The following is a 16723-nucleotide window of genomic DNA, read 5'->3' as shown; positions in this document are numbered from 1 at the left end:
CCGCGTGCCTCAGTCCACCCCGGCCAACTGCTTCGCCCGGGCGAACACGTCGTCCAGCATCCCTGGTGTCAGCCGTCCGGTGAAGGTGTTCTGCTGGCTGACGTGGTAGCAGCCCAGCAGCTCCGGTGCGGCCGTGCCGGACCAGTGTGCCCCATGACCGAACGCCGGTCGCGGGGCGGGCGGGCGCTGGCCGTACACCTGACGCAGCACCGGCCACCACGCGGACCAGGCGAAGGCGCCCAGCGCGACCACGACGCGCAGGGTGGGCCGGATCAGCGCGACCTCGCGGTGCAGCCACGGTGCGCAGGTGTCCCGCTCGCCCGGGGTGGGCTTGTTGTCCGGCGGCGCGCAGCGCACGGCGGCGAAGATGCGGGTGTCCCGCAGGGACAAACCGTCGTCGGCGGCGACGCTCGTCGGCTGGTTGGCCAGCCCGGCGCGGTGCAGCGCGGCGAAGAGCACGTCGCCGGAGCGGTCGCCGGTGAAGATCCGGCCGGTGCGGTTCCCGCCGTGCGCGGCGGGCGCCAGGCCGAGGATGGCGATGCGCGCGTCGGGGGCGCCGAAGCCGGGCACCGGCCGGCCCCAGTACTCCTGGTCGCGGAAGGCCGCCCGCCGCGTGCGGGCCACCTCCTCGCGCCACTCGACCAGGCGGGGGCAGGCGAAGCAGTCGCTGACGGCGGCGTCGAGGTCGGCGAGGTCGGTCGCCCGCGCGGCGCGGGCGACCACCTCGTCGGGCGTACGCGGCTCAGCCAAGCTTGGCCCGGAAGAGTTCGAGGGTGCGCGCCCAGGCGGTGGCGGCGGCGCGCTGGTCGAAGTTCTCCGGCCGGTCCTCGTTGAAGAAGGCGTGCGCGGTGCCGGGGTAGTCGTAGGTCTGGCACGTGCCGCCGGCGGTCTCGACGGCGCGGCGGACGGTCTGCACGCCGTCGGCGGTGGAGGTGCCGTCGGCTTCGGAGCAGTGGATGAGGGCGGCCTTGCCCGCGTAGTCGGCCCACTCGGAGCGCATCCCGTCCCAGGGCAGCCGGGGGTAGAAGGCGGCGGTGGCGACGATCCGCTCGGTGCGGCTGGCCGCCCACAGGGCCAGGCTCGCGCCGGCGCAGAAGCCCGCGCAGCCGACCTTGCCGGTGACCTCGGAACGCCCGGCGAGGTAGTCCGCCGCGGCGGCGATGTCCGCCGCCGCCTCGTCCATCTGCGGGCTGTTCAGCATCTGGCGCGGCTCGTCGGGCTTGCTGGCCGGGCCGCCGTGGCGGAAGTCCGGGGCGAGGGCGACGAACCCGGCCTCGGCGAACCGGTCCGCGACGGAGGTGATGTGGGGCACGAGCCCCCACCAGTCCTGGATGACGATGACCGCTGGGCTGGCCGCACCGCCGGACGGTATCGCGAGATACCCCTCGCGCGTACCCCCGTTGCTGGTGAAGCTCACCATTTCACCCATCGGCCCGTCCTCCTAGCGGTCAGTCATCGTTGGCTGGTCGCCCAGTGGTCCTACGTGCCGGTAGCCTGCCACGCCGTGCGCGCCCCGGGGAAGACGCCGGAACAGTGGCATTCACCTCCCGTTCGCCGGCCGTACGCGGAGACGCCGACGGCGGCGCGGACCGTCGTCCGCGCCGCCGTCGGCGGTGCCGTGGTGCCGTGGGGCCGGTCAGGCCTTCTTGGTCAGGCAGAGCAGGTAGCCCGTCTTGCCCGGCTCGATGCTGTAGAAGACGTAACCGTCCTGGTCTTCCTTGATGTACTGCTCGCACGCCTCGCCGGAGCGGGCCTGCGCCTCGGTCTGCCCGTCGACCCGACCGACCACGTTGTACACGGCGTCGGTGGAGGTGCACTCGACGACCTTCGCGCCGTCGACCTCCTCCTCCTTGGTGCCGGTCACCTCGGGCAGCTCGGCGATGCAGTCGCCGACCTTGGCGTCGGCGGTCTCGTCCTTGTTGAGGAAGTTGCCGATCGCCGAGCCGACGCCGAACTTGAGCCCCGCGACGACCAGGAACGCGACGATCGCGCCCACGATGCCGAGCACCTTCTTGGAGCCGGACTTCTTCGTCTCCGGCCCTGCCGGTGGCGGCGCCTGGACGGCCGACGGGGGCTGCGCGGCGTCCGGCGCGGGGGGCGGTGCGACCTGCTCTGACACGGGTTGTCCTTCCGAGGGGTGGATGAGCAGACGACACCGTAGCGATCGGGTACGACGGCCGCCGCCCCGTCGACCTCATCCGTTCAGCTATTTCCCAGCTTTCCCGGACGCGATCCGGCTCACGTCCGGCTCGGCGCCGGGGTGGCCGGGGCCGCCTCCGTCGCGGGCGGGGCCTCCGTCGCGGTCGGGACCGCGGTAGGTCCGGCCGTCGGGCTGCCCGTAGGGACCGGGCCGGACGGGTCGGCCGACGCGGTGGGCGCCAACGGGGGCAGGCCGGGCGCGGGCCGGGTGGCCGCCGGTGGGCGCGGCGCGAACGGCGCCTCGTCGGGGCAGTACGGGTACGGGCGCAGCAGCGGGTTGCCGACCCCGTTCGGGTCCCGCCCGTCCGGGCAGTGCGGGTAGCCGAGGCGGATCGGGTCGCCGTTCTGGTCGAAGAGCCGGGCGTTCTCCACCAGCCGGCCCTCGCTGTCGTAGACGTAGACGTCCCGGACGTGGGAGTACCGGTCGTCGACCGAGATGTGCTCGTAGCCGAAGTCCCCGGAGCCGACGCGGCCGTTCACGTCGGTCAGGCCGATCAGCCCGAAGACCACCAGCACCGCCGTGCCGGCGTGCAGCAGCCGCCGCTTGGGCCGGGTCAGGCTCGGCGTGTGGTGGCCGAGCCAGATCGAGGCGAGCACGCTGCCGGCGAGCAGCACCAGGCCGGCCAGCGCGCTGCCGTTCAGCTCGGGCAGCACGCCGAACGAGTCACCGGTGGTGGCCACCGTGACGAGCATGGCGGCCAGGTAGCCGCGCAGCACCCACCAGGCCGGCCGGAGCAGCCGGAGGAACTCGCTCGCCGAGGCGTACCCCAGGGGCGGTCCGAGTTGGACGTCCCAGCGCTGCGCCCGCGCGCGGAGCCGGTCCACGGCGGCACCCAGGCGGCGGTCGAGGCGACGGCCGCGGGCGACGGCGCCGACCCCGGCGGCGGCGCGCAGCTCGGCCGCGTACGCCTCGGGCGCGCCGAGCCGCTCGACCAGCGTGCCGTCGGCCTCGACGGCGACCTCGGCGAGGTGTTCCGGCAGGTCCTCGGTCAACTCGTCGCGGTGCGCCGGCGGCAGGTCGGCCAGTGCGGCCCGCACCCGTGCGACGTAGTCCGCGATCTCCTGCTCCGTGACGGTCATGCCGCCATCCCCCGATCGTCGAGCAGTGCGTCCATGGTGGTGGCGAACGAGCGCCAGAGCTTGCCGTAGCGGGTGAGCTGGTCCCGGCCGGCGGCGTTGAGGGAGTAGTACTTGCGGTGCGGGCCGGACTCGCTCGGCACGACGTAGGTGGTCAGCAGGCCGGCGGCGTAGAGCCGGCGCAGCGTGCCGTAGACCGAGGCGTCGCCGACCTCCTCCAGCCCGGCCTCGCGGAGCCTGCGCAGGATGTCGTAACCGTAGCCGTCCTCCTCGCGCAGGACGGCGAGAACCGCGAGGTCCAGCACGCCCTTCAGGAGCTGTGTGGTGTCCACGCTTTGCACACTACTGCGCATTGCGAAATAGTGTCAAAGGAACGCGCCGCGCGGCGGGTCAGGCCGCGCGGCGCGCCGCCTCGTCCGCGATCCGCAGCAGATCCCGGAGTACGTGCACCAGCGCGCGAGCCTGCGCCAGGTCGATCGGCCAGCGCTCCGGATCGTCGCCGGCCGACAACTCCAGCAGGACGCCGGCCGGAGCCAGCCGCCCGACGTCCATCTGCCAGAGCGCGGCACGCACCTGGATCACCTCGTCGCCGCGCGGCGCGGCCGGCCGCAGGCGGGACAGGTGCAGCGCGCTGGTCCCGCAGCCGCTCTCGGGCACGCACCACGTCGGGTGGAGGCGTCGGATCGTCACGTCATCGCCCCTCGTCGGGTTGTGAGGGCACTGTGGGCCCCGGGTCGCCCCCATCATCGTGACCATCCGACTACGGTCGGAAGTCACGCGGCGGGCACCGGCCGGCGGTGGCCCGCCCGGCCCGACGTGTGAAGCCCGGTGAGCGAGGTGTGATGACCAGACCCCAACTGTCGACGCTGGATCTCCTGGCCGGCGAGCTGCGGCGGCTGCGCACCGAGCGCGGGCTGAGCCAGGAGGAACTGGCCCGGCGGATCAACTACTCCGGCTCGCTCGTCGGGATGGTGGAGATCGGCCGGCGTACGCCCTCGCTCGACTTCGTCCGGCGCGCGGACGAGGCGCTGGACAGCGGCGGCCTGCTCGGACGGATCCTGCCGCTGGTCAGCGTGGAGACCGCGCCGGCCTGGTTCCGGCCGTGAGTGGCCGTCGAGCAGGAGGCGGCCACGCTCTGGTGGTTCGAGATCTCCGTCCTGCCCGGCCTCCTCCAGACCGAGAGCTACGCCCGCGCGGTCCTGGCCGGCGGCGGGCTTCACTGCCCGGAGCAGATCGAGCAGCGGGTGACCGCCCGACTCCAGCGGCAGCAGATCCTCGACCGGGCCCAGCCACCGCAACTGGTCGCGGTCATCGACGAGGGCATCCTGCGCCGGCCGGTGGTCGACCAGTTCGGGGTGATGCGCGAACAGCTTGAGCATCTGATCACGTTGGCGGCGCGTCCGCACGTCCACCTGCATGTGGTTCCGACCGAGGTGGGCGTCTACCCGGGCCTTGCCGGGCCGTTCATCCTGGCCGGGTACGCCGACGGTGGTTGGGTGGCGCATCTCGACAGTCCGCTGCGCGCCCAGGTGCTGGACCGCGCCGAGGAGATTGCCAGCCTGCACCGCAGGTGGGAAAGTGTCCGCTCAGAGGCGCTGTCCCGGCGGCAGTCGCTGGCCCTGATGCAGGAAGTGGCGAAGACATGGAGCTGACCGGCGCCCGGTGGCGCAAGTCCACGCGCAGCGACAACGGCGGTGCCTCGTGCGTGGAGGTCGCCGACAACCTGCCCGGCGTGGTGCTGGTCCGCGACAGCAAGGACCGCTCGGGCCCCGTGCTCTCCTTCGGGCCGACCGCCTGGTCCCGCTTCGTCACCGGCGTCGTGGACGGCACGGGTCTCCGGAGCTGACGGCACCGTTTCGCCGAAGGGCCCCGCTAGCCCGTCAGCAGGTTGACCACGACACCGGCCGGGATGGACGCCGCGACCCCGGCGAGAAAGAACCACCACTGGGCCCGCTGCCCGCGCTCGTTCGTCGTGCGCACCAGGGTCTCCAGGTCCACCAGCCTCTGAGGCACGTCGGGCGCTGGCCCGGGCGGAGCGGGAGGCGGGGGCACCGGGTTCGGCGCCGAGGTGAGGAAGGTGTTCGGCCGCGTCTTGGGCCAGCGGCGTACCCGACTGGTGGAAGACGCGATCTCCCTAACCGTGGAACTGAGCCACCGCAGTCGCCGCCTGGGCCGGGGCGTGGCCGGAGCCATGGGTGGCGAATCCGACTGGGGCGGGGCATACGATTCGGCACGCGGTACCCAGCGCCGCCAGGGCATTCCCGCGTGTCCGCCGGGATGCCCTTGCTGCGGGTATCCCTGGAACTCGGGCGGTTCGATCCGATGGCGGAGCAACACCTCCCGACTGCGACCCGCCCGGAGCCAGAGCCCGCCGGCTAGCCCGACCAGCAGCAGGTCCGCCACGGCCGCCACCAGCGACCACGGCTGCGGAAGCCCGTACGCCACGACGCCCGTCACGCCGGCCGCCGCGATCAGCACCCTGGGCAGTCTGCTCATGCCGCTATTCAAGTCCTTCATTCCCGGGTTGTCGTGACGCAAAGGCGACACCGGGCACGCATCGGTTTCCGACCTCGCGTAGCCGGCGTCGCTGCCCGGCCGGCTACGCGAGGCTCCAGGCGATGCCGTCGAGGATGTCGTGCTCGGAGGCGACCACCGAGGCCATCCCGGCCCGCTCCATGATCACGCGCAGCACCAGGGCGCCGGCGCCGATCACGTCCGCCCGGCCCGGGTGCATCACCGGGATCGCGAGCCGCTGCTCCCGGCTCTTGCCGAGCAGGTCGGCCGTCACGTCGGCCACCGCCTCGTACGACACCCGGGCGTGGTGGATGCGGCCCGGGTCGTACTCCTGGAGGCCCTGGGCGATGGCGACCACGGTGGTGACCGACCCGGCGAGCCCGACCAGGGTGGCGGCCTGCCGGCCCGGCACGGCCGCCAGCGCCCGGTCGACCGCGACGGCGATGTCGGCCTGCGCGGCGGCGACCTCGGCCATGCCCGGTGGGTCGCCGTGCAGGTGCCGCTCGGTCATCCGGACGCAGCCGATGTCCATCGAGATGGCCGCCTCGACGCCGCCGGCGCGGCTGCCCACGACGAACTCGGTCGAGCCGCCGCCGATGTCGATGACCAGGAACGGCTCCTCGGTGCCGGCGGGCAGCCCGCGCACCGCGCCGGTGAAGGAGAGCCGCGCCTCCTCGTCGCCCGTCACCACCTCGGGCGCGACCCCGAGGGTCCGCTCGACCATCTCCCGGAAGTCGGCGGCGTTGGAGGCGTCCCGGGACGCCGACGTGGCGCACATCCGGACCCGCTCCGCGCCGAGCTTCTCGATCTCGGCCGCGTAGGAGGCCAGCGCGACGCGGGTGCGCTCGATGGCCTCCGGGGCCAGCCGGCCCGTCTTGTCGACGCCCTGGCCGAGGCGGACGATCTCCATCCGCCGGCTCAGGTCGACCAGCGGCGCGTCCGGGCCCGCCGAGGGATCGGGCAGGTCGGCGACCAGCAGTCGGATCGAGTTGGTCCCGCAGTCGATGGCGGCCACGCGCGTCGTCACGGCAGCAACCCTACGGCAGGATCCGGGGCTTGTTCGCCGCCCACCCGCACCGGGCTGGGGCCACGGGCGGATGCTCCCATGGAGGTCAAGGGGTGAGGGCGGCGAAGTCGGCGCGTAGGGTGTCGGCGGCCGGACCTCGCCTACCGGCCGGTGGCTACCCCCAGTTCCGGGCAGCGAGGGCGTAGGGGCCGAACCTGCCCCAGGCGACCAACACCGCCAACGCGAGCACCACCAGGTTGCCGATGCTGTGGGGGTATTCTCCCCGGCCGATGTGCACGATCCCGCCGCCGAGCATGACAACGGCGAGACCGGTGGCGGCGATCGGAGTGAGCACAGGCGCGATCAAGGTGAGGGCGGGAAGGACCAGCCCGGCCGCGCCGAGCACCTCCAGGACGCCGATCACCTTCACCATTCCGGAAGAGAAGTCGACCACCCACGGCATCAACGGGACGAGCGAGTCCTTGGCCATGACGACCTTCATGCCGCCCGCCCCGGCGAACAGGACGGCGAGGAGGCCCTGGGCGACCCAGAGAACGATCTTCAACGTAACTCTCCATAAAACGAAGGGAACCCTGCGGTTAATCGGTGCGCCAACCGTACCAGAAACGCAGGGCACCCTTCACTTCGTAGGATTGGGTCATGAGATCTGGTAAGGGGCTGCGGAGGGACGCCGAACTCAACCGGGTACGCGTCGTGGCGGCAGCCCGTGCGGTGTTCGGCGAGCGCGGGCTGGAGGCACCACTCGAGGACGTGGCCCGGCGGGCCGAGGTCAACATCGCCACCCTCTACCGGCACTTCCCGAAGCGGGAGTCACTGATCGAGGCGGTACTGACCGATCGGCTGAACGAGCTGGCCGACCTCGCCGAGCAGGCCGTTCGGGCACCCGACCCCGGGGCCGCCTTCCGCGACTTCGTCGAGCGGGTGTGTGCGATGCAGGCCGCCGACCGAGCGGTGACCGAAGGCTTCACCGCCTGTTTCCCCAACTCGCCCGGCATGGAGGAACCCCGGTCCCGGGCGCTGGGCGCACTGGATGCCCTGATCCGGCGCGCCCAACAGGAGGGCCAGCTGCGCTCCGACGTGACGGGCGCCGACGTCATGCTGTTCCTGATGGCCAACGCCGGCGTGCTGCGCTCCACCCGGCAGGCGGCGCCGGGGGCGTGGCGGCGCCTGGTGGCGCTACTGCTCGACGCCTGCCATCCGGAGGGCTTCGCATCCGCACTGCCCCCCGTCCCCACTTCCGAGGAGCTGCACGACGCCATGGTCGCCACCCGCCCCGGCCGCTGACCAGCGAACGGTCGGTCAGAGGCGCAGCAGCATCCGGGTGTTGCCGAGGGTGTTCGGCTTGACCCGTTCCAGGTCCAGGAACTCGGCGACACCCTCGTCGTAGGAGCGCAGCAACTGCTCGTAGACGGGCTGCGGCACCGGCGCGCCGTCGATCTCGGTGAACCCGAACGACCCGAAGAACCGGGTCTCGAAGGTGAGCACGAAGATCCGGGCCACGCCCAGCTCGCGGGCGGCGTCGATCAGCTCCGCGACGATCCGGTGGCCGAGCTTCCGGCCCCGGCAGGACGGGTCGACCGCCACCGTCCGGATCTCGGCCAGGTCCTCCCACATCACGTGCAGCGCGCCGCAGCCGACCACCGCGCCGTCGTCCGCCCGGACCGCGACCCGGAACTCCTGCACGTCCTCGTAGAGGGTCACGGTGGCCTTGCTCAGCAGGCGGCGGTCGTCGGTGTAGGTGTCGACCAGCCGCCGGATGCCGCGCACGTCGGAGGTGCGCGCCCGCCGCACCACGATCTCGTCGGCCCCCGCCACGCCCCCGCCCCCGTTCGCCATGGTCAGTCGGCCGCCGGCACGTCCACGCAGGGGCCGGCGGCCCACCACTTCTCCACCAGCGCCAGCGTCTCGTCGCCGAACGGGTTGACCCCCGGCCCGGCACCCAGCGCGTGCCCGAGGTGCACGTGCAGGCACTTCACCCGGCCGGGCATGCCGCCGGCGGAGATGCCGGCGATCTCCGGGACCTCGCCGATCGCCTCCCGGCGGGCCAGGTAGTCCTCGTGCGCGGCGCGGTAGCGCGCGGCCAGCTCCGGGTCGGTGGCCAGCCGGTCGGCCATCTCCTTCATCAGCCCGGCCGACTCCAGCCGGCTGCACGCCGCCGTGGCGCGGGGGCAGGTCAGGTAGAACAACGTCGGGAAGGGCGTGCCGTCGGCCAGGCGCGGCGTGGTCTCCACCACGTCGGGCAGGCCGCAGGGGCAGCGGTGGGCGACCGCCCGGGTGCCCCGGGGCGGGCGGCCGAGCTGCGCGGCCACCGCGGCCAGGTCGGCCTCCGTGGCCGGCTCGCGCTTCGGCGGGGGTACGGAGTCCGCCGCCGGCTCCTGCGGTGGTACGACTGTCACGGTGCCCATCTCTCGTTCGGTGCTCGGGTGCTGCTCACTTGTCGGGCTGGTCGCCGTTGGCGGCCCGCACGCTGGACCAGAGGGTGTCATACCAGGGGTCGGGCGTGGCCGGCTTCGCCGACTGGGCGGCCCCGCCGGCGGCGTCCCGCGCGGCGCCCTCGGGGTCGGAGAGCACGACCAGCAGCGTCTCGTCGGGGCGGACCATGAAGAACCGCTCCCGGGCCTTCGTCTCGATGTACGCCGGGTCCTGCCACTTGGCCGCCTCGGCGGAGAGGTCCTCGATCACCTTGCGCTGGGCCGCCTGGGCGGCCTCCATCCGCTCGATGTCGGCCTGCTGGTCGAGGTAGACCCGCACCGGGTAGGTGTAGGCCAGGGCGAGCGCGATCAGCACCGCGAACAGCACGGTGGCCCGCCCGGTGAGGCCCCGGGAGCGGGGTGCGGTGAGCCGCTTGACCGTGCCGCCGGCCGCCGTACGACGGGCCCCGGCGGGCCGGTTCGCGGAGCGTACGCCCTCGGCGCCCCGGGCCGTCCCCGGTGCGCGACCGGCGGTGGCACGCGGCTCGGCGCGGACGCCGCCGTCGCGGACCGAGGCCCGGGCGCCCCGGGCCCCGCCCGGCCGGCCGGAGTGACCCGGCCGGCGGGCGGGACGCTGACCACCCGGTGTGCGGCGCTGCTGCATCGTCACACCCCTCCCCCGAGGCTTCGCGGTCTCAGGCCGAACGGTAGCGCGGGAACGCGCCCGCCCCGGCGTACCGCGCCGCGTCGGCCAGCTCCTCCTCGATCCGCAGGAGCTGGTTGTACTTCGCGACCCGGTCCGAGCGGGCCGGGGCACCAGTCTTGATCTGGCCGCAGCCGGTGGCCACCGCCAGGTCGGCGATGGTGGTGTCCTCGGTCTCGCCGGAGCGGTGGCTCATCATGCACTTGAAGCCGGCCCGGTGGGCGAGGTCCACCGCGTCCAGGGTCTCGGTCAGCGAACCGATCTGGTTGACCTTGACCAGGACCGCGTTGGCGGCGTTCTCGGCGATGCCGCGGGCGATCCGCTGCGGGTTGGTGACGAACAGGTCGTCGCCCACGATCTGGATGCGGTCGCCGACGGAGGCGGTGAGGGTCTGCCACCCGGTCCAGTCGTCCTCGGACAGCGGGTCCTCGATCGACACGATCGGGTAGTCGCCGATGAGCTTGGTGTAGTAGTTGCTCATCTCCTCGGCGGTCTTCGCGGCGCCCTCGAAGGTGTAGGTGCCGTTGTCGAAGAACTCGGTGGCGGCCACGTCGAGCGCGAAGACGATGTCGGTGCCGAGCCGGTAGCCGGCCTTCTCGACCGCCTCGGCGATCAGATCCAGCGCGGCGGAGTTGGTGGGCAGGTTCGGCGCGAAGCCGCCCTCGTCGCCGAGGCCGGTGGAGAGGTCCTTCTTCTTCAGCACCGACTTCAGCGCGTGGTAGACCTCCGCGCCGGAGCGCAGCGCCTCGCGGAAGCTGGGCGCGCCGATCGGCGCGATCATGAACTCCTGGATGTCGACGTTGGAGTCCGCGTGCGCGCCGCCGTTGAGGATGTTCATCATCGGCACCGGCAGCAGGTGCGCGTTCGGGCCGCCCAGGTAGCGGAAGAGGCTCAGCTCCGCGCTGCCGGCCGCCGCCTTGGCCACGGCCAGGGAGACGCCGAGGATGGCGTTCGCGCCCAGCTCGGACTTGCTGTCGGTGCCGTCGATGTCGAGCATCTTCTGGTCGATCAGCCGCTGCTCGCTGGCCTCGTAGCCGATGAGCTCGTCGACGATCTTGTCCTCGATGTTCGAGACCGCCTTCTCGACACCCTTGCCCTGGTAGCGGTCGGCGTCACCGTCGCGCAGCTCGATCGCTTCGAAGGCGCCGGTGGAGGCGCCGGAGGGCACCGCCGCACGGGCGATCGTGCCGTCGTCGAGCCCGACCTCGACCTCGACGGTCGGGTTGCCCCGCGAGTCCAGAATCTCCCGCGCGACGATTCCCTCGATGGTTGCCACTGAGTCGCTCCTCGTTTGTGTGGTTCCGGTCCGGTTCGGGCCGCGACGGTGCGGCTGAGGCAGGTGTTGAACGCAGCGTATCGGGCGGCCGTCGGACGCGGGCGGTCCGGGCGCACGGGGACCGGATCCGGAACCCGCCCTCCGGCGGCGCTTTACACAGACATTCCCGAATTCTCGGGCCTCAACCGGCAACGGGTTTGCGCGCGGTTGACCCGATCGGCCACGCTGTTCGCCATGCCCGCCGCCTCGACCACCCTCCGCATGCTCGCCGTGTCGGTCATCGCGTCGCTCACGGTGACCGGCTGTCAGACCCTGGACGACGCCGGCCGGGCGATCGGGCGGGCCGACCTGGTCAACGACGTGGCCGCCCGGCTGGACGGGGCGCTGGAGCTGACGTACTCGGCCGACTACCAACTTCCCGGCGGGCAGACCGCCACCATCGTCCAGGCCCAGGAGCCGGCCCGCTCCGCCTACACCTGGCCGGGCGGCAAGCTCACCGTCACCCCGGAGGCGACCACCCGCTGCGAGACCGCCGCCGGCCGGGCGACCTGCACCCTGGAGGCCCCGCCCGCACCCAACGCGAAGCCCTCGGTGGCCCTGTTCACCGAGGCCAAGCAGCAGGGCCTGGTCACGCCGCCGATCGTGGTGGGGCTGCTGACCGCCGCCGCGCTCGATCCGGACGCGGTGATCACGCAGAGCGACACCACCCTCGCCGGTCGCCATGCCACCTGCGTCGACGTGGAGCGGTCGAGCGGCGACTTCATCGCCTGCGTGACCACCGAGGGGGCGCTGGGCAGCTTCACCGGCCAGGTCGACGGCAAGCCGGTCGAGCTGGCCCTGCACCGCTACCGCGAGACGGTCGACGCCACCGCGTTCGCCCTGCCGTCCGGCGCCGGCGTGGTGGACCGCCGGACGACCACCTCGTGACCGGCCCGGCCGCCGCCCCGAACCCGGCCGGCACGGCCGCCACCCCGTCCGGTGCGGCTGGTGGGCACGCGGCGTCGGGTCGCGGACGACCGGGCGGGTTCGTCCCCGGGGCCGACCGCGCCGTCGCGCCCGCGCCGACCGACCTGGCCCTGCCGGTGGCCGGTCGCAAGCTGCTGACCGCCGCCGACGGCGCCGTCCTGCGGGTCGCCGACCTGCCGGCCGACACCGCGTGGGTGCCGCTGGGCACGCTGGACGGCGTCCCCGCGTGGGCGGCCGAGGCGACCGGGCAGGAGGAGCTATCCGGGGCGACGGGGCTGCCGGCCCGCTGGCGCGGCTGGGCGTCGCTGGCCGCCGAGGTACCCGAGCCACTCGCCACGCTGGCCGGCCGGGCGCTGACGGTGGTCGACTGGCGGCGTACGCACCGGTGGTGCGGGGCCTGCCGGGCCGAACTGGCCGACGTGCCCGGGGAGTCGGCCCGGCGCTGCCCCGACTGCGACCTGTACGTGCCGATGCGGCTCTCCGCCGCCGTGCTGGTGGCGATCACCCGCCCCGGGCCGGCCGGCCGCCCCGACGAGCTGCTGCTGGTGCGGCACGCGTACGGGCCGACCGCGCTGTGGGCGCTGGTCGCCGGGTTCGTCGAGGCCGGCGAGACGCTGGAGGCGGCCGCCCACCGCGAGGTCGGCGAGGAGGTCGGGCTGACGCTGGCCGGGCTGGCCTACTTCGGCAGCCAGCCGTGGGCGCTCTCCGGCCCGAACGTGCTGCTCACCGGCTTCACCGCCACCGCCGCCGACCCGGGCGCCGAGCCGGTCGTGGACGGGCGGGAGCTGACCGAGGCACGCTGGTTCCCGCTCGACCGGCTGCCGGCGGAACTGCCGCCCGCGTACTCCATCTCGCGCTGGCTGATCGACGCGACGGCGACCGCCGCGCGGCGGTGAGCGTGCCCTGCGCGTGCTCTACCGCGCGGGCGCTGCGCGTGCTCTACCGCGCGGGGCGCTGCGCGTGCGCTGTTAGGAGGGGGCCCTTCCTCTACCGAAAACGTTAACTAGTTGCCCTTCCTTACACGCCGAGCAGGGTGCGCAGGTGGCGCGGGGGCGGGCAGTCGTGGGCGAGCATCGCGTCGTGCCAGTCGCGCACCGACACGCCGGCCGGGCGGGCCGCGGCGATCTCGGCCACCTCGCTGTAGCCGACGAAGTACGTCGAGAGCTGCGTCGAGGTGAGCAGGGCGCGCCGCCACTTGCCGGCCGCCTCGCCCTCCTCCTGGAAGCCCCGCCCGGTCAGCAGGGCCATCGCCTCGGCCTCCGGCAGCCCCTCGCAGTGCACGAGCTGGTCCAGCAGCGCGTTGATGGTCATCCGGAGCTGCATCTTGAGCTGTTGCAACCGGACCGGCAGGCCGCCGAAGCCGAGGCCGACCATCAGCTCCTCCGCGTAGACCGCCCAGCCCTCGATGAACGGCCCCGACTCGGTCAGCGCCCGGACCCGGGTGGGGCCGACGTGCCGGCGGGCGTGGGCAAGCTGGAGGAAGTGCCCCGGCATCGCCTCGTGCACGGTCAGGTTGCGGATCATGTGGTCGTTGTATTCCCGGTAGAACGACTCGACCCGCTGCGCGGGCCAGTCCGCCGGGGTGGGCGCGATGCAGTAGAAGGTCGGCACGGCCGCCGTCTCCAGCGGGCCCGGCGAGTCGCAGTAGGCGACCGCGACGCCCCGGGCGAACTCGGGCATCTCCTGGATCACGCAGGGGTCGTCGACCAGCGTGACCAGGTCGTGGGCGCGGACGAAGTCGGTCGCCTCGTCCAGGGTCACCGAGGCGAGCGCCACGATGGTGTGGTCGTCGGGGTGCTCGGCGGCCAGCAGGTCCAGCGCACGACGCACGGTCTCGTCGTCGGCCGGGCCGCCGACCAGCTCGACGGCCGCCGCGCGGATCTCCTCGGTGACCCGGTCCAGGTTGGCCCAGGCCCGGCGCTGGATCTCGGCGGCGCCCAGCTCAGTGTCGAGGGTGTGCCAGAGCCGCGCCTCCCAGCGGCGGCGGCCCAGGCGCGGGTCACGCCCGGGGCCGGCGTCGGCCGCCAGGCCCACGCGCAGCCACGCGACGAACTCCTCCAGCGCGGCGATCGCCGCGATGGCGGCCGGCTCGACCCGGTCGTGCAGGGCAGGCGCCTGCGCGAGCAGGGCCGGCACCTCGTCGCGGATCAGCGCCGCCGTGCCGGTGAACTGCCCGACCGCCGTCTCGGCGTGGATGCGCGGCATGTCGCGCAGCGTGGCGCGGGCGGTCGCCAGCGCGTCCGGCACCGCCGCGAGCCGGCCGGCCAGGCTGGTCAGCCGCTCCTCGACCGGGGCGTACGGGCGGGCGGCCAGCGCGTGCAGCAGCGGCCCCGGATTGTGTACCAGCGGGTCCCACTCGTGCGCGCGGATCTCGGCCCACTCGAACAGCGCCTGGTCCACGAACGAGGTGAGCAGGGCGTGGTCGACCCGCTCCTCGACCTCCAGCGCGTCCGGGTCCAGCTCGGAGAGCGCGTCGGCGGCCTCCCTCAGCATCGCCTGATCGGCCGCGGCGGCGGTCGCGGAGAGATCCGGCAACCGGTCGTCGTACCGGTGGTCCCCGGTGGAGGTCGCGAGCCCCGGCCGGCTCTCCAGCAACGCGTCGACGATCCGCTCGGCGAGCGGCACAAAGGATTCCACCCACCGACCCTACCGGCCGGCCCCGACTTCCCTCGCCCCTCGCGTCGGGTCCCCGGGCCGGCGGTCCCCGGGCCGATCATGGTGGGTTGGTGGGTGGGATTCCGGGGCGGTTGGCGCGCCCGGGGGGTCAGGGGCGTTCGGCGGCGCGGATCGCGTCCGCGTAGGCGAGGGCGGCCCGGCGCAGGGCCGCCTCCGCGTCCAGGCCGGCCTCGCGGGCCGCTGCCACCGTGGCGAGCAGGCCCGCGCCGAGCCGCGCCTCCGGGTCCACCTGGAACTCCGCCAGCGGGGGCGGCACGGCGAGCCCGACCCGGCCGGCGCGGTCGAGGATCTTGGCGGCCAGGGCGAGCGCGGGCTGGCTCAGCGCGATGCCGTCCAGCACCGAGTCACGCGCCTTCTCGGCCCGCTTGATCCGCTCCCAACTCGCCTCGATCTCCTCCAGCGTGCCCGCCTCGCCCTCCGCGAAGACGTGCGGGTTGCGCCGGACCATCTTGTCGACCAGGCCCCCGGCCACGTCGTCGACGGTCCACCGCCGCCCCTCGGGCAGCTCCTCGGCGAGCCGGGCGTGCAGCACCACCTGGAGCAGCACGTCGCCCAACTCCTCGCGCAGCGCGTCGGTGTCCTCGGCGCTGATCGCGTCGTACGCCTCGTAGCACTCCTCCAGCAGGAAGCCCGCGAGGCTGCGGTGGGTCTGCGCCCGCTTCCACGGGTCGCCGCCCGGCGAGGCCAGCCGGTCCATCACCGCCACCGCGTCGAGCAGCCGGGCGCCCGGCGGGTCCCACGAGCCGTACATCAGCTCCAGCTCGGCCAGCCCCGGCTCGCGGGCCAGCCGCAGGCCCAGCTCCCGGGCCAGCGACTCGTCGCCGGCCGGGCCGGCCAGCCACACCACGGTCCCGTGCGCCGCCGCCGCGTCCAGCAGCGCCTGCGTCGCCGGGCCGTCGACCACGGTCACCTCGGCGCCCGCCGCGCGGACCGCCGTGGTCAGCTCGCTCTCCGCCCCCACCAGCACCGGATGCCGGCGTACGACGTCCCAGGCGGCGGCGGTCAGCAGCCCGGCCGGCAGCCGGGGCGAGGTGACGAGCAGGACGATCCGCGCCGGCATGCTCAGCTGTCGGCCGGGCCGGCCGCCTCCGCCCCGGCGGGCGGCAGCGGATCCGGGGTGGAGACGTCGGTGACCGCGTCCGAGCCGGGCTCGCCCAGCGGCACGCTCACCGCCGGGGCGTTGCCGGCGAAGCTCAGCACCGGGAACTCCAGCGGGCGGTAGCGGGGGTTGACCGTCACGTCGTGCGCGGCGACCGCCTCGGCCAGCGCCTTCCGGGTGGCCAGCGCGGTGCGGAACTGCTCGCCGTCGAGCTGGCCGGCGGCCGCCTCGTCGGTCACGTCGGCCGGGATGGCGCCCGCCTCGCGGCCCGCCGCCACCACGTCCCGCAGCTCCTGCTCGGTCGGCGCGGCCGGCGCCCCGGTCGGCACGCCGGACAGGCAGGTGTAGAGGTCGGCCACCCGCCGCACGTAGTCGGTGTCGGGCGACAGGCCGAACTGCTGGGCGAGCTGCGCCGCCGGCACCGCCCCCCGGGGCTGGTAGTTCTTCTCCGCCGAGACCTGTGCGCAGACCTCGCTCAGCACCAGCACACTGACGACCTCGCCGCGCCCGGGCAGCTGCGGCGCGGGCGCCGAGGGCCGGGCGTCGGGGGCGGCGGACTCCCCGCCCGGGGTCGGGTTCTTCGTCCGCAGGTCAGTCATGACCCCGGCGACGGCATCCTCGGTGATGCGCTGGTCGCCCACGTAGGCGGCGACACCGGGCTCGGCACGGCAACCGGAGAGGGCGACGAGGCCGATCGCCACGCTGGCGACGGCGACAAGACGGCGAGCACGCATGACGGCCACTCTCTCATGCCGCCCGCGGCCCGTGTGACGCC

Annotated in this window: 21 protein-coding genes; 6 read left to right on the top strand and 15 right to left on the bottom strand. The window is 74.0% G+C overall.

Annotation, left to right across the window (positions count from 1 at the left end):
* Nucleotides 1–9: 9 nt before the first annotated feature.
* From ACGF5G_RS03480 to ACGF5G_RS03455, 6 genes are all read right to left on the bottom strand, one after another.
* Nucleotides 10–723 carry a uracil-DNA glycosylase gene (locus ACGF5G_RS03480; protein ID WP_393259211.1) on the bottom strand — a complete coding sequence of 238 codons (714 nt, stop codon included), beginning with the start codon at nucleotides 721–723 and terminating at the stop codon, nucleotides 10–12.
* 19 nt (nucleotides 724–742) lie between these two features.
* Nucleotides 743–1429 (bottom strand): dienelactone hydrolase family protein, encoded by a 687-nt coding sequence (locus ACGF5G_RS03475; protein ID WP_393258649.1) that lies wholly within the window; start codon nucleotides 1427–1429, stop codon nucleotides 743–745.
* Nucleotides 1430–1636: 207 nt separating this feature from the next.
* Nucleotides 1637–2119 (bottom strand): hypothetical protein, encoded by a 483-nt coding sequence (locus tag ACGF5G_RS03470; RefSeq protein ID WP_393258648.1) that lies wholly within the window; start codon nucleotides 2117–2119, stop codon nucleotides 1637–1639.
* A 119-nt stretch (nucleotides 2120–2238) separates the two neighbouring features.
* A complete protein-coding gene (locus ACGF5G_RS03465; RefSeq protein WP_393258647.1) occupies nucleotides 2239–3279 on the bottom strand; it encodes an HAAS signaling domain-containing protein in 1041 nt (346 codons plus the stop codon).
* Complete coding sequence (locus ACGF5G_RS03460) at nucleotides 3276–3608, bottom strand: PadR family transcriptional regulator (RefSeq protein ID WP_350686966.1); 333 nt, start codon at nucleotides 3606–3608, stop codon at nucleotides 3276–3278. The genes ACGF5G_RS03465 and ACGF5G_RS03460 overlap by 4 nt, the downstream gene beginning before the upstream one ends.
* Before the next feature lie 58 nt (nucleotides 3609–3666).
* Nucleotides 3667–3966: a hypothetical protein gene (locus tag ACGF5G_RS03455; RefSeq protein ID WP_393258646.1), complete on the bottom strand. Its 300-nt coding sequence runs from the start codon at nucleotides 3964–3966 to the stop codon at nucleotides 3667–3669.
* Between the two features lie 152 nt (nucleotides 3967–4118).
* On the opposite strand from ACGF5G_RS03455, the gene ACGF5G_RS03450 reads away from it, so the two are divergent.
* From ACGF5G_RS03450 to ACGF5G_RS03440, 3 genes are read left to right on the top strand one after another with little or no spacing between them, the layout of a single operon-like run.
* Nucleotides 4119–4382: a multiprotein-bridging factor 1 family protein gene (locus tag ACGF5G_RS03450; RefSeq protein ID WP_393258644.1), complete on the top strand. Its 264-nt coding sequence runs from the start codon at nucleotides 4119–4121 to the stop codon at nucleotides 4380–4382.
* Nucleotides 4383–4928 carry a DUF5753 domain-containing protein gene (locus ACGF5G_RS03445; protein WP_393258642.1) on the top strand — a complete coding sequence of 182 codons (546 nt, stop codon included), beginning with the start codon at nucleotides 4383–4385 and terminating at the stop codon, nucleotides 4926–4928.
* Nucleotides 4919–5122 carry a DUF397 domain-containing protein gene (locus ACGF5G_RS03440; protein ID WP_393258640.1) on the top strand — a complete coding sequence of 68 codons (204 nt, stop codon included), beginning with the start codon at nucleotides 4919–4921 and terminating at the stop codon, nucleotides 5120–5122. The genes ACGF5G_RS03445 and ACGF5G_RS03440 overlap by 10 nt, the downstream gene beginning before the upstream one ends.
* A 753-nt stretch (nucleotides 5123–5875) precedes the next feature.
* On the opposite strand, the gene ACGF5G_RS03435 is transcribed toward ACGF5G_RS03440, so the two are convergent.
* Entirely contained in the window at nucleotides 5876–6805 is a 930-nt protein-coding gene (locus ACGF5G_RS03435) for an exopolyphosphatase (protein WP_393259210.1), read from the bottom strand.
* Nucleotides 6806–6971: 166 nt separating this feature from the next.
* Nucleotides 6972–7361 carry a DoxX family protein gene (locus ACGF5G_RS03430; protein WP_393258637.1) on the bottom strand — a complete coding sequence of 130 codons (390 nt, stop codon included), beginning with the start codon at nucleotides 7359–7361 and terminating at the stop codon, nucleotides 6972–6974.
* A gap of 95 nt (nucleotides 7362–7456) precedes the next feature.
* Here ACGF5G_RS03430 and ACGF5G_RS03425 point away from each other — a divergent pair, with 95 nt between their 5' ends.
* Nucleotides 7457–8101: a TetR/AcrR family transcriptional regulator gene (locus ACGF5G_RS03425; protein ID WP_393258635.1), complete on the top strand. Its 645-nt coding sequence runs from the start codon at nucleotides 7457–7459 to the stop codon at nucleotides 8099–8101.
* A gap of 15 nt (nucleotides 8102–8116) precedes the next feature.
* Here the strand turns inward: ACGF5G_RS03425 and ACGF5G_RS03420 are convergent, their stop codons facing one another.
* The 4 genes from ACGF5G_RS03420 to eno are packed head-to-tail and all read right to left on the bottom strand — an operon-like array spanning nucleotide 8117 to nucleotide 11207.
* On the bottom strand, nucleotides 8117–8653 hold the full coding sequence (locus tag ACGF5G_RS03420) for an amino-acid N-acetyltransferase (protein WP_393258633.1): 537 nt from the start codon (nucleotides 8651–8653) through the stop codon (nucleotides 8117–8119).
* Nucleotides 8654–8655: 2 nt separating this feature from the next.
* On the bottom strand, nucleotides 8656–9213 hold the full coding sequence (locus tag ACGF5G_RS03415; RefSeq protein WP_393258631.1) for a DUF501 domain-containing protein: 558 nt from the start codon (nucleotides 9211–9213) through the stop codon (nucleotides 8656–8658).
* 34 nt (nucleotides 9214–9247) lie between these two features.
* Entirely contained in the window at nucleotides 9248–9892 is a 645-nt protein-coding gene (locus ACGF5G_RS03410) for a septum formation initiator family protein (RefSeq protein ID WP_393259208.1), read from the bottom strand.
* 31 nt (nucleotides 9893–9923) lie between these two features.
* The gene (gene eno / locus ACGF5G_RS03405) at nucleotides 9924–11207 is read right to left on the bottom strand and encodes a phosphopyruvate hydratase (RefSeq protein WP_350703373.1); all 1284 of its coding nucleotides are present in this window, start codon (nucleotides 11205–11207) and stop codon (nucleotides 9924–9926) included.
* A 234-nt stretch (nucleotides 11208–11441) separates the two neighbouring features.
* Between eno and ACGF5G_RS03400 the strand changes: the two genes are divergently transcribed.
* Nucleotides 11442–12134, top strand: a complete 693-nt coding sequence (locus ACGF5G_RS03400; RefSeq protein ID WP_393258629.1) for a hypothetical protein — start codon at nucleotides 11442–11444, stop codon at nucleotides 12132–12134.
* Nucleotides 12131–13069 (top strand): NAD(+) diphosphatase, encoded by a 939-nt coding sequence (locus tag ACGF5G_RS03395; RefSeq protein WP_393258627.1) that lies wholly within the window; start codon nucleotides 12131–12133, stop codon nucleotides 13067–13069. The genes ACGF5G_RS03400 and ACGF5G_RS03395 overlap by 4 nt, the downstream gene beginning before the upstream one ends.
* Nucleotides 13070–13190: 121 nt before the next feature.
* On the opposite strand, the gene ACGF5G_RS03390 is transcribed toward ACGF5G_RS03395, so the two are convergent.
* The 3 genes from ACGF5G_RS03390 to ACGF5G_RS03380 all read right to left on the bottom strand — a co-directional run bounded on the left by ACGF5G_RS03390 (nucleotide 13191) and on the right by ACGF5G_RS03380 (nucleotide 16682).
* Nucleotides 13191–14810, bottom strand: coding sequence for a DUF885 domain-containing protein (locus ACGF5G_RS03390; RefSeq protein WP_393258625.1), 1620 nt, complete (start codon nucleotides 14808–14810; stop codon nucleotides 13191–13193).
* Between the two features lie 127 nt (nucleotides 14811–14937).
* A complete protein-coding gene (locus tag ACGF5G_RS03385; protein WP_393258623.1) occupies nucleotides 14938–15909 on the bottom strand; it encodes a nucleoside triphosphate pyrophosphohydrolase in 972 nt (323 codons plus the stop codon).
* A 2-nt stretch (nucleotides 15910–15911) separates the two neighbouring features.
* The gene (locus ACGF5G_RS03380) at nucleotides 15912–16682 is read right to left on the bottom strand and encodes a hypothetical protein (RefSeq protein WP_393258621.1); all 771 of its coding nucleotides are present in this window, start codon (nucleotides 16680–16682) and stop codon (nucleotides 15912–15914) included.
* Between the last annotated feature and the right edge of the window lie 41 nt (nucleotides 16683–16723).

The sequence above is a fragment of the Micromonospora sp. NPDC047730 genome (assembly GCF_043204765.1).
GTDB lineage: Bacteria > Actinomycetota > Actinomycetes > Mycobacteriales > Micromonosporaceae > Micromonospora.
This window is presented reverse-complemented; position numbering and strand designations above follow the sequence as displayed.

Coding starts and splice junctions, on each gene's coding strand:
- ACGF5G_RS03420 (WP_393258633.1), bottom strand. CDS start 8,653: ATGGCGAACGGGGGCGGGGGCGTGGCGGGGGCCGACGAGATCGTGGTG.
- ACGF5G_RS03465 (WP_393258647.1), bottom strand. CDS start 3,279: ATGACCGTCACGGAGCAGGAGATCGCGGACTACGTCGCACGGGTGCGG.
- ACGF5G_RS03475 (WP_393258649.1), bottom strand. CDS start 1,429: ATGGGTGAAATGGTGAGCTTCACCAGCAACGGGGGTACGCGCGAGGGG.
- ACGF5G_RS03410 (WP_393259208.1), bottom strand. CDS start 9,892: ATGCAGCAGCGCCGCACACCGGGTGGTCAGCGTCCCGCCCGCCGGCCG.
- ACGF5G_RS03380 (WP_393258621.1), bottom strand. CDS start 16,682: ATGCGTGCTCGCCGTCTTGTCGCCGTCGCCAGCGTGGCGATCGGCCTC.
- ACGF5G_RS03450 (WP_393258644.1), top strand. CDS start 4,119: ATGACCAGACCCCAACTGTCGACGCTGGATCTCCTGGCCGGCGAGCTG.
- ACGF5G_RS03440 (WP_393258640.1), top strand. CDS start 4,919: ATGGAGCTGACCGGCGCCCGGTGGCGCAAGTCCACGCGCAGCGACAAC.
- ACGF5G_RS03400 (WP_393258629.1), top strand. CDS start 11,442: ATGCCCGCCGCCTCGACCACCCTCCGCATGCTCGCCGTGTCGGTCATC.
- ACGF5G_RS03385 (WP_393258623.1), bottom strand. CDS start 15,909: ATGCCGGCGCGGATCGTCCTGCTCGTCACCTCGCCCCGGCTGCCGGCC.
- ACGF5G_RS03425 (WP_393258635.1), top strand. CDS start 7,457: ATGAGATCTGGTAAGGGGCTGCGGAGGGACGCCGAACTCAACCGGGTA.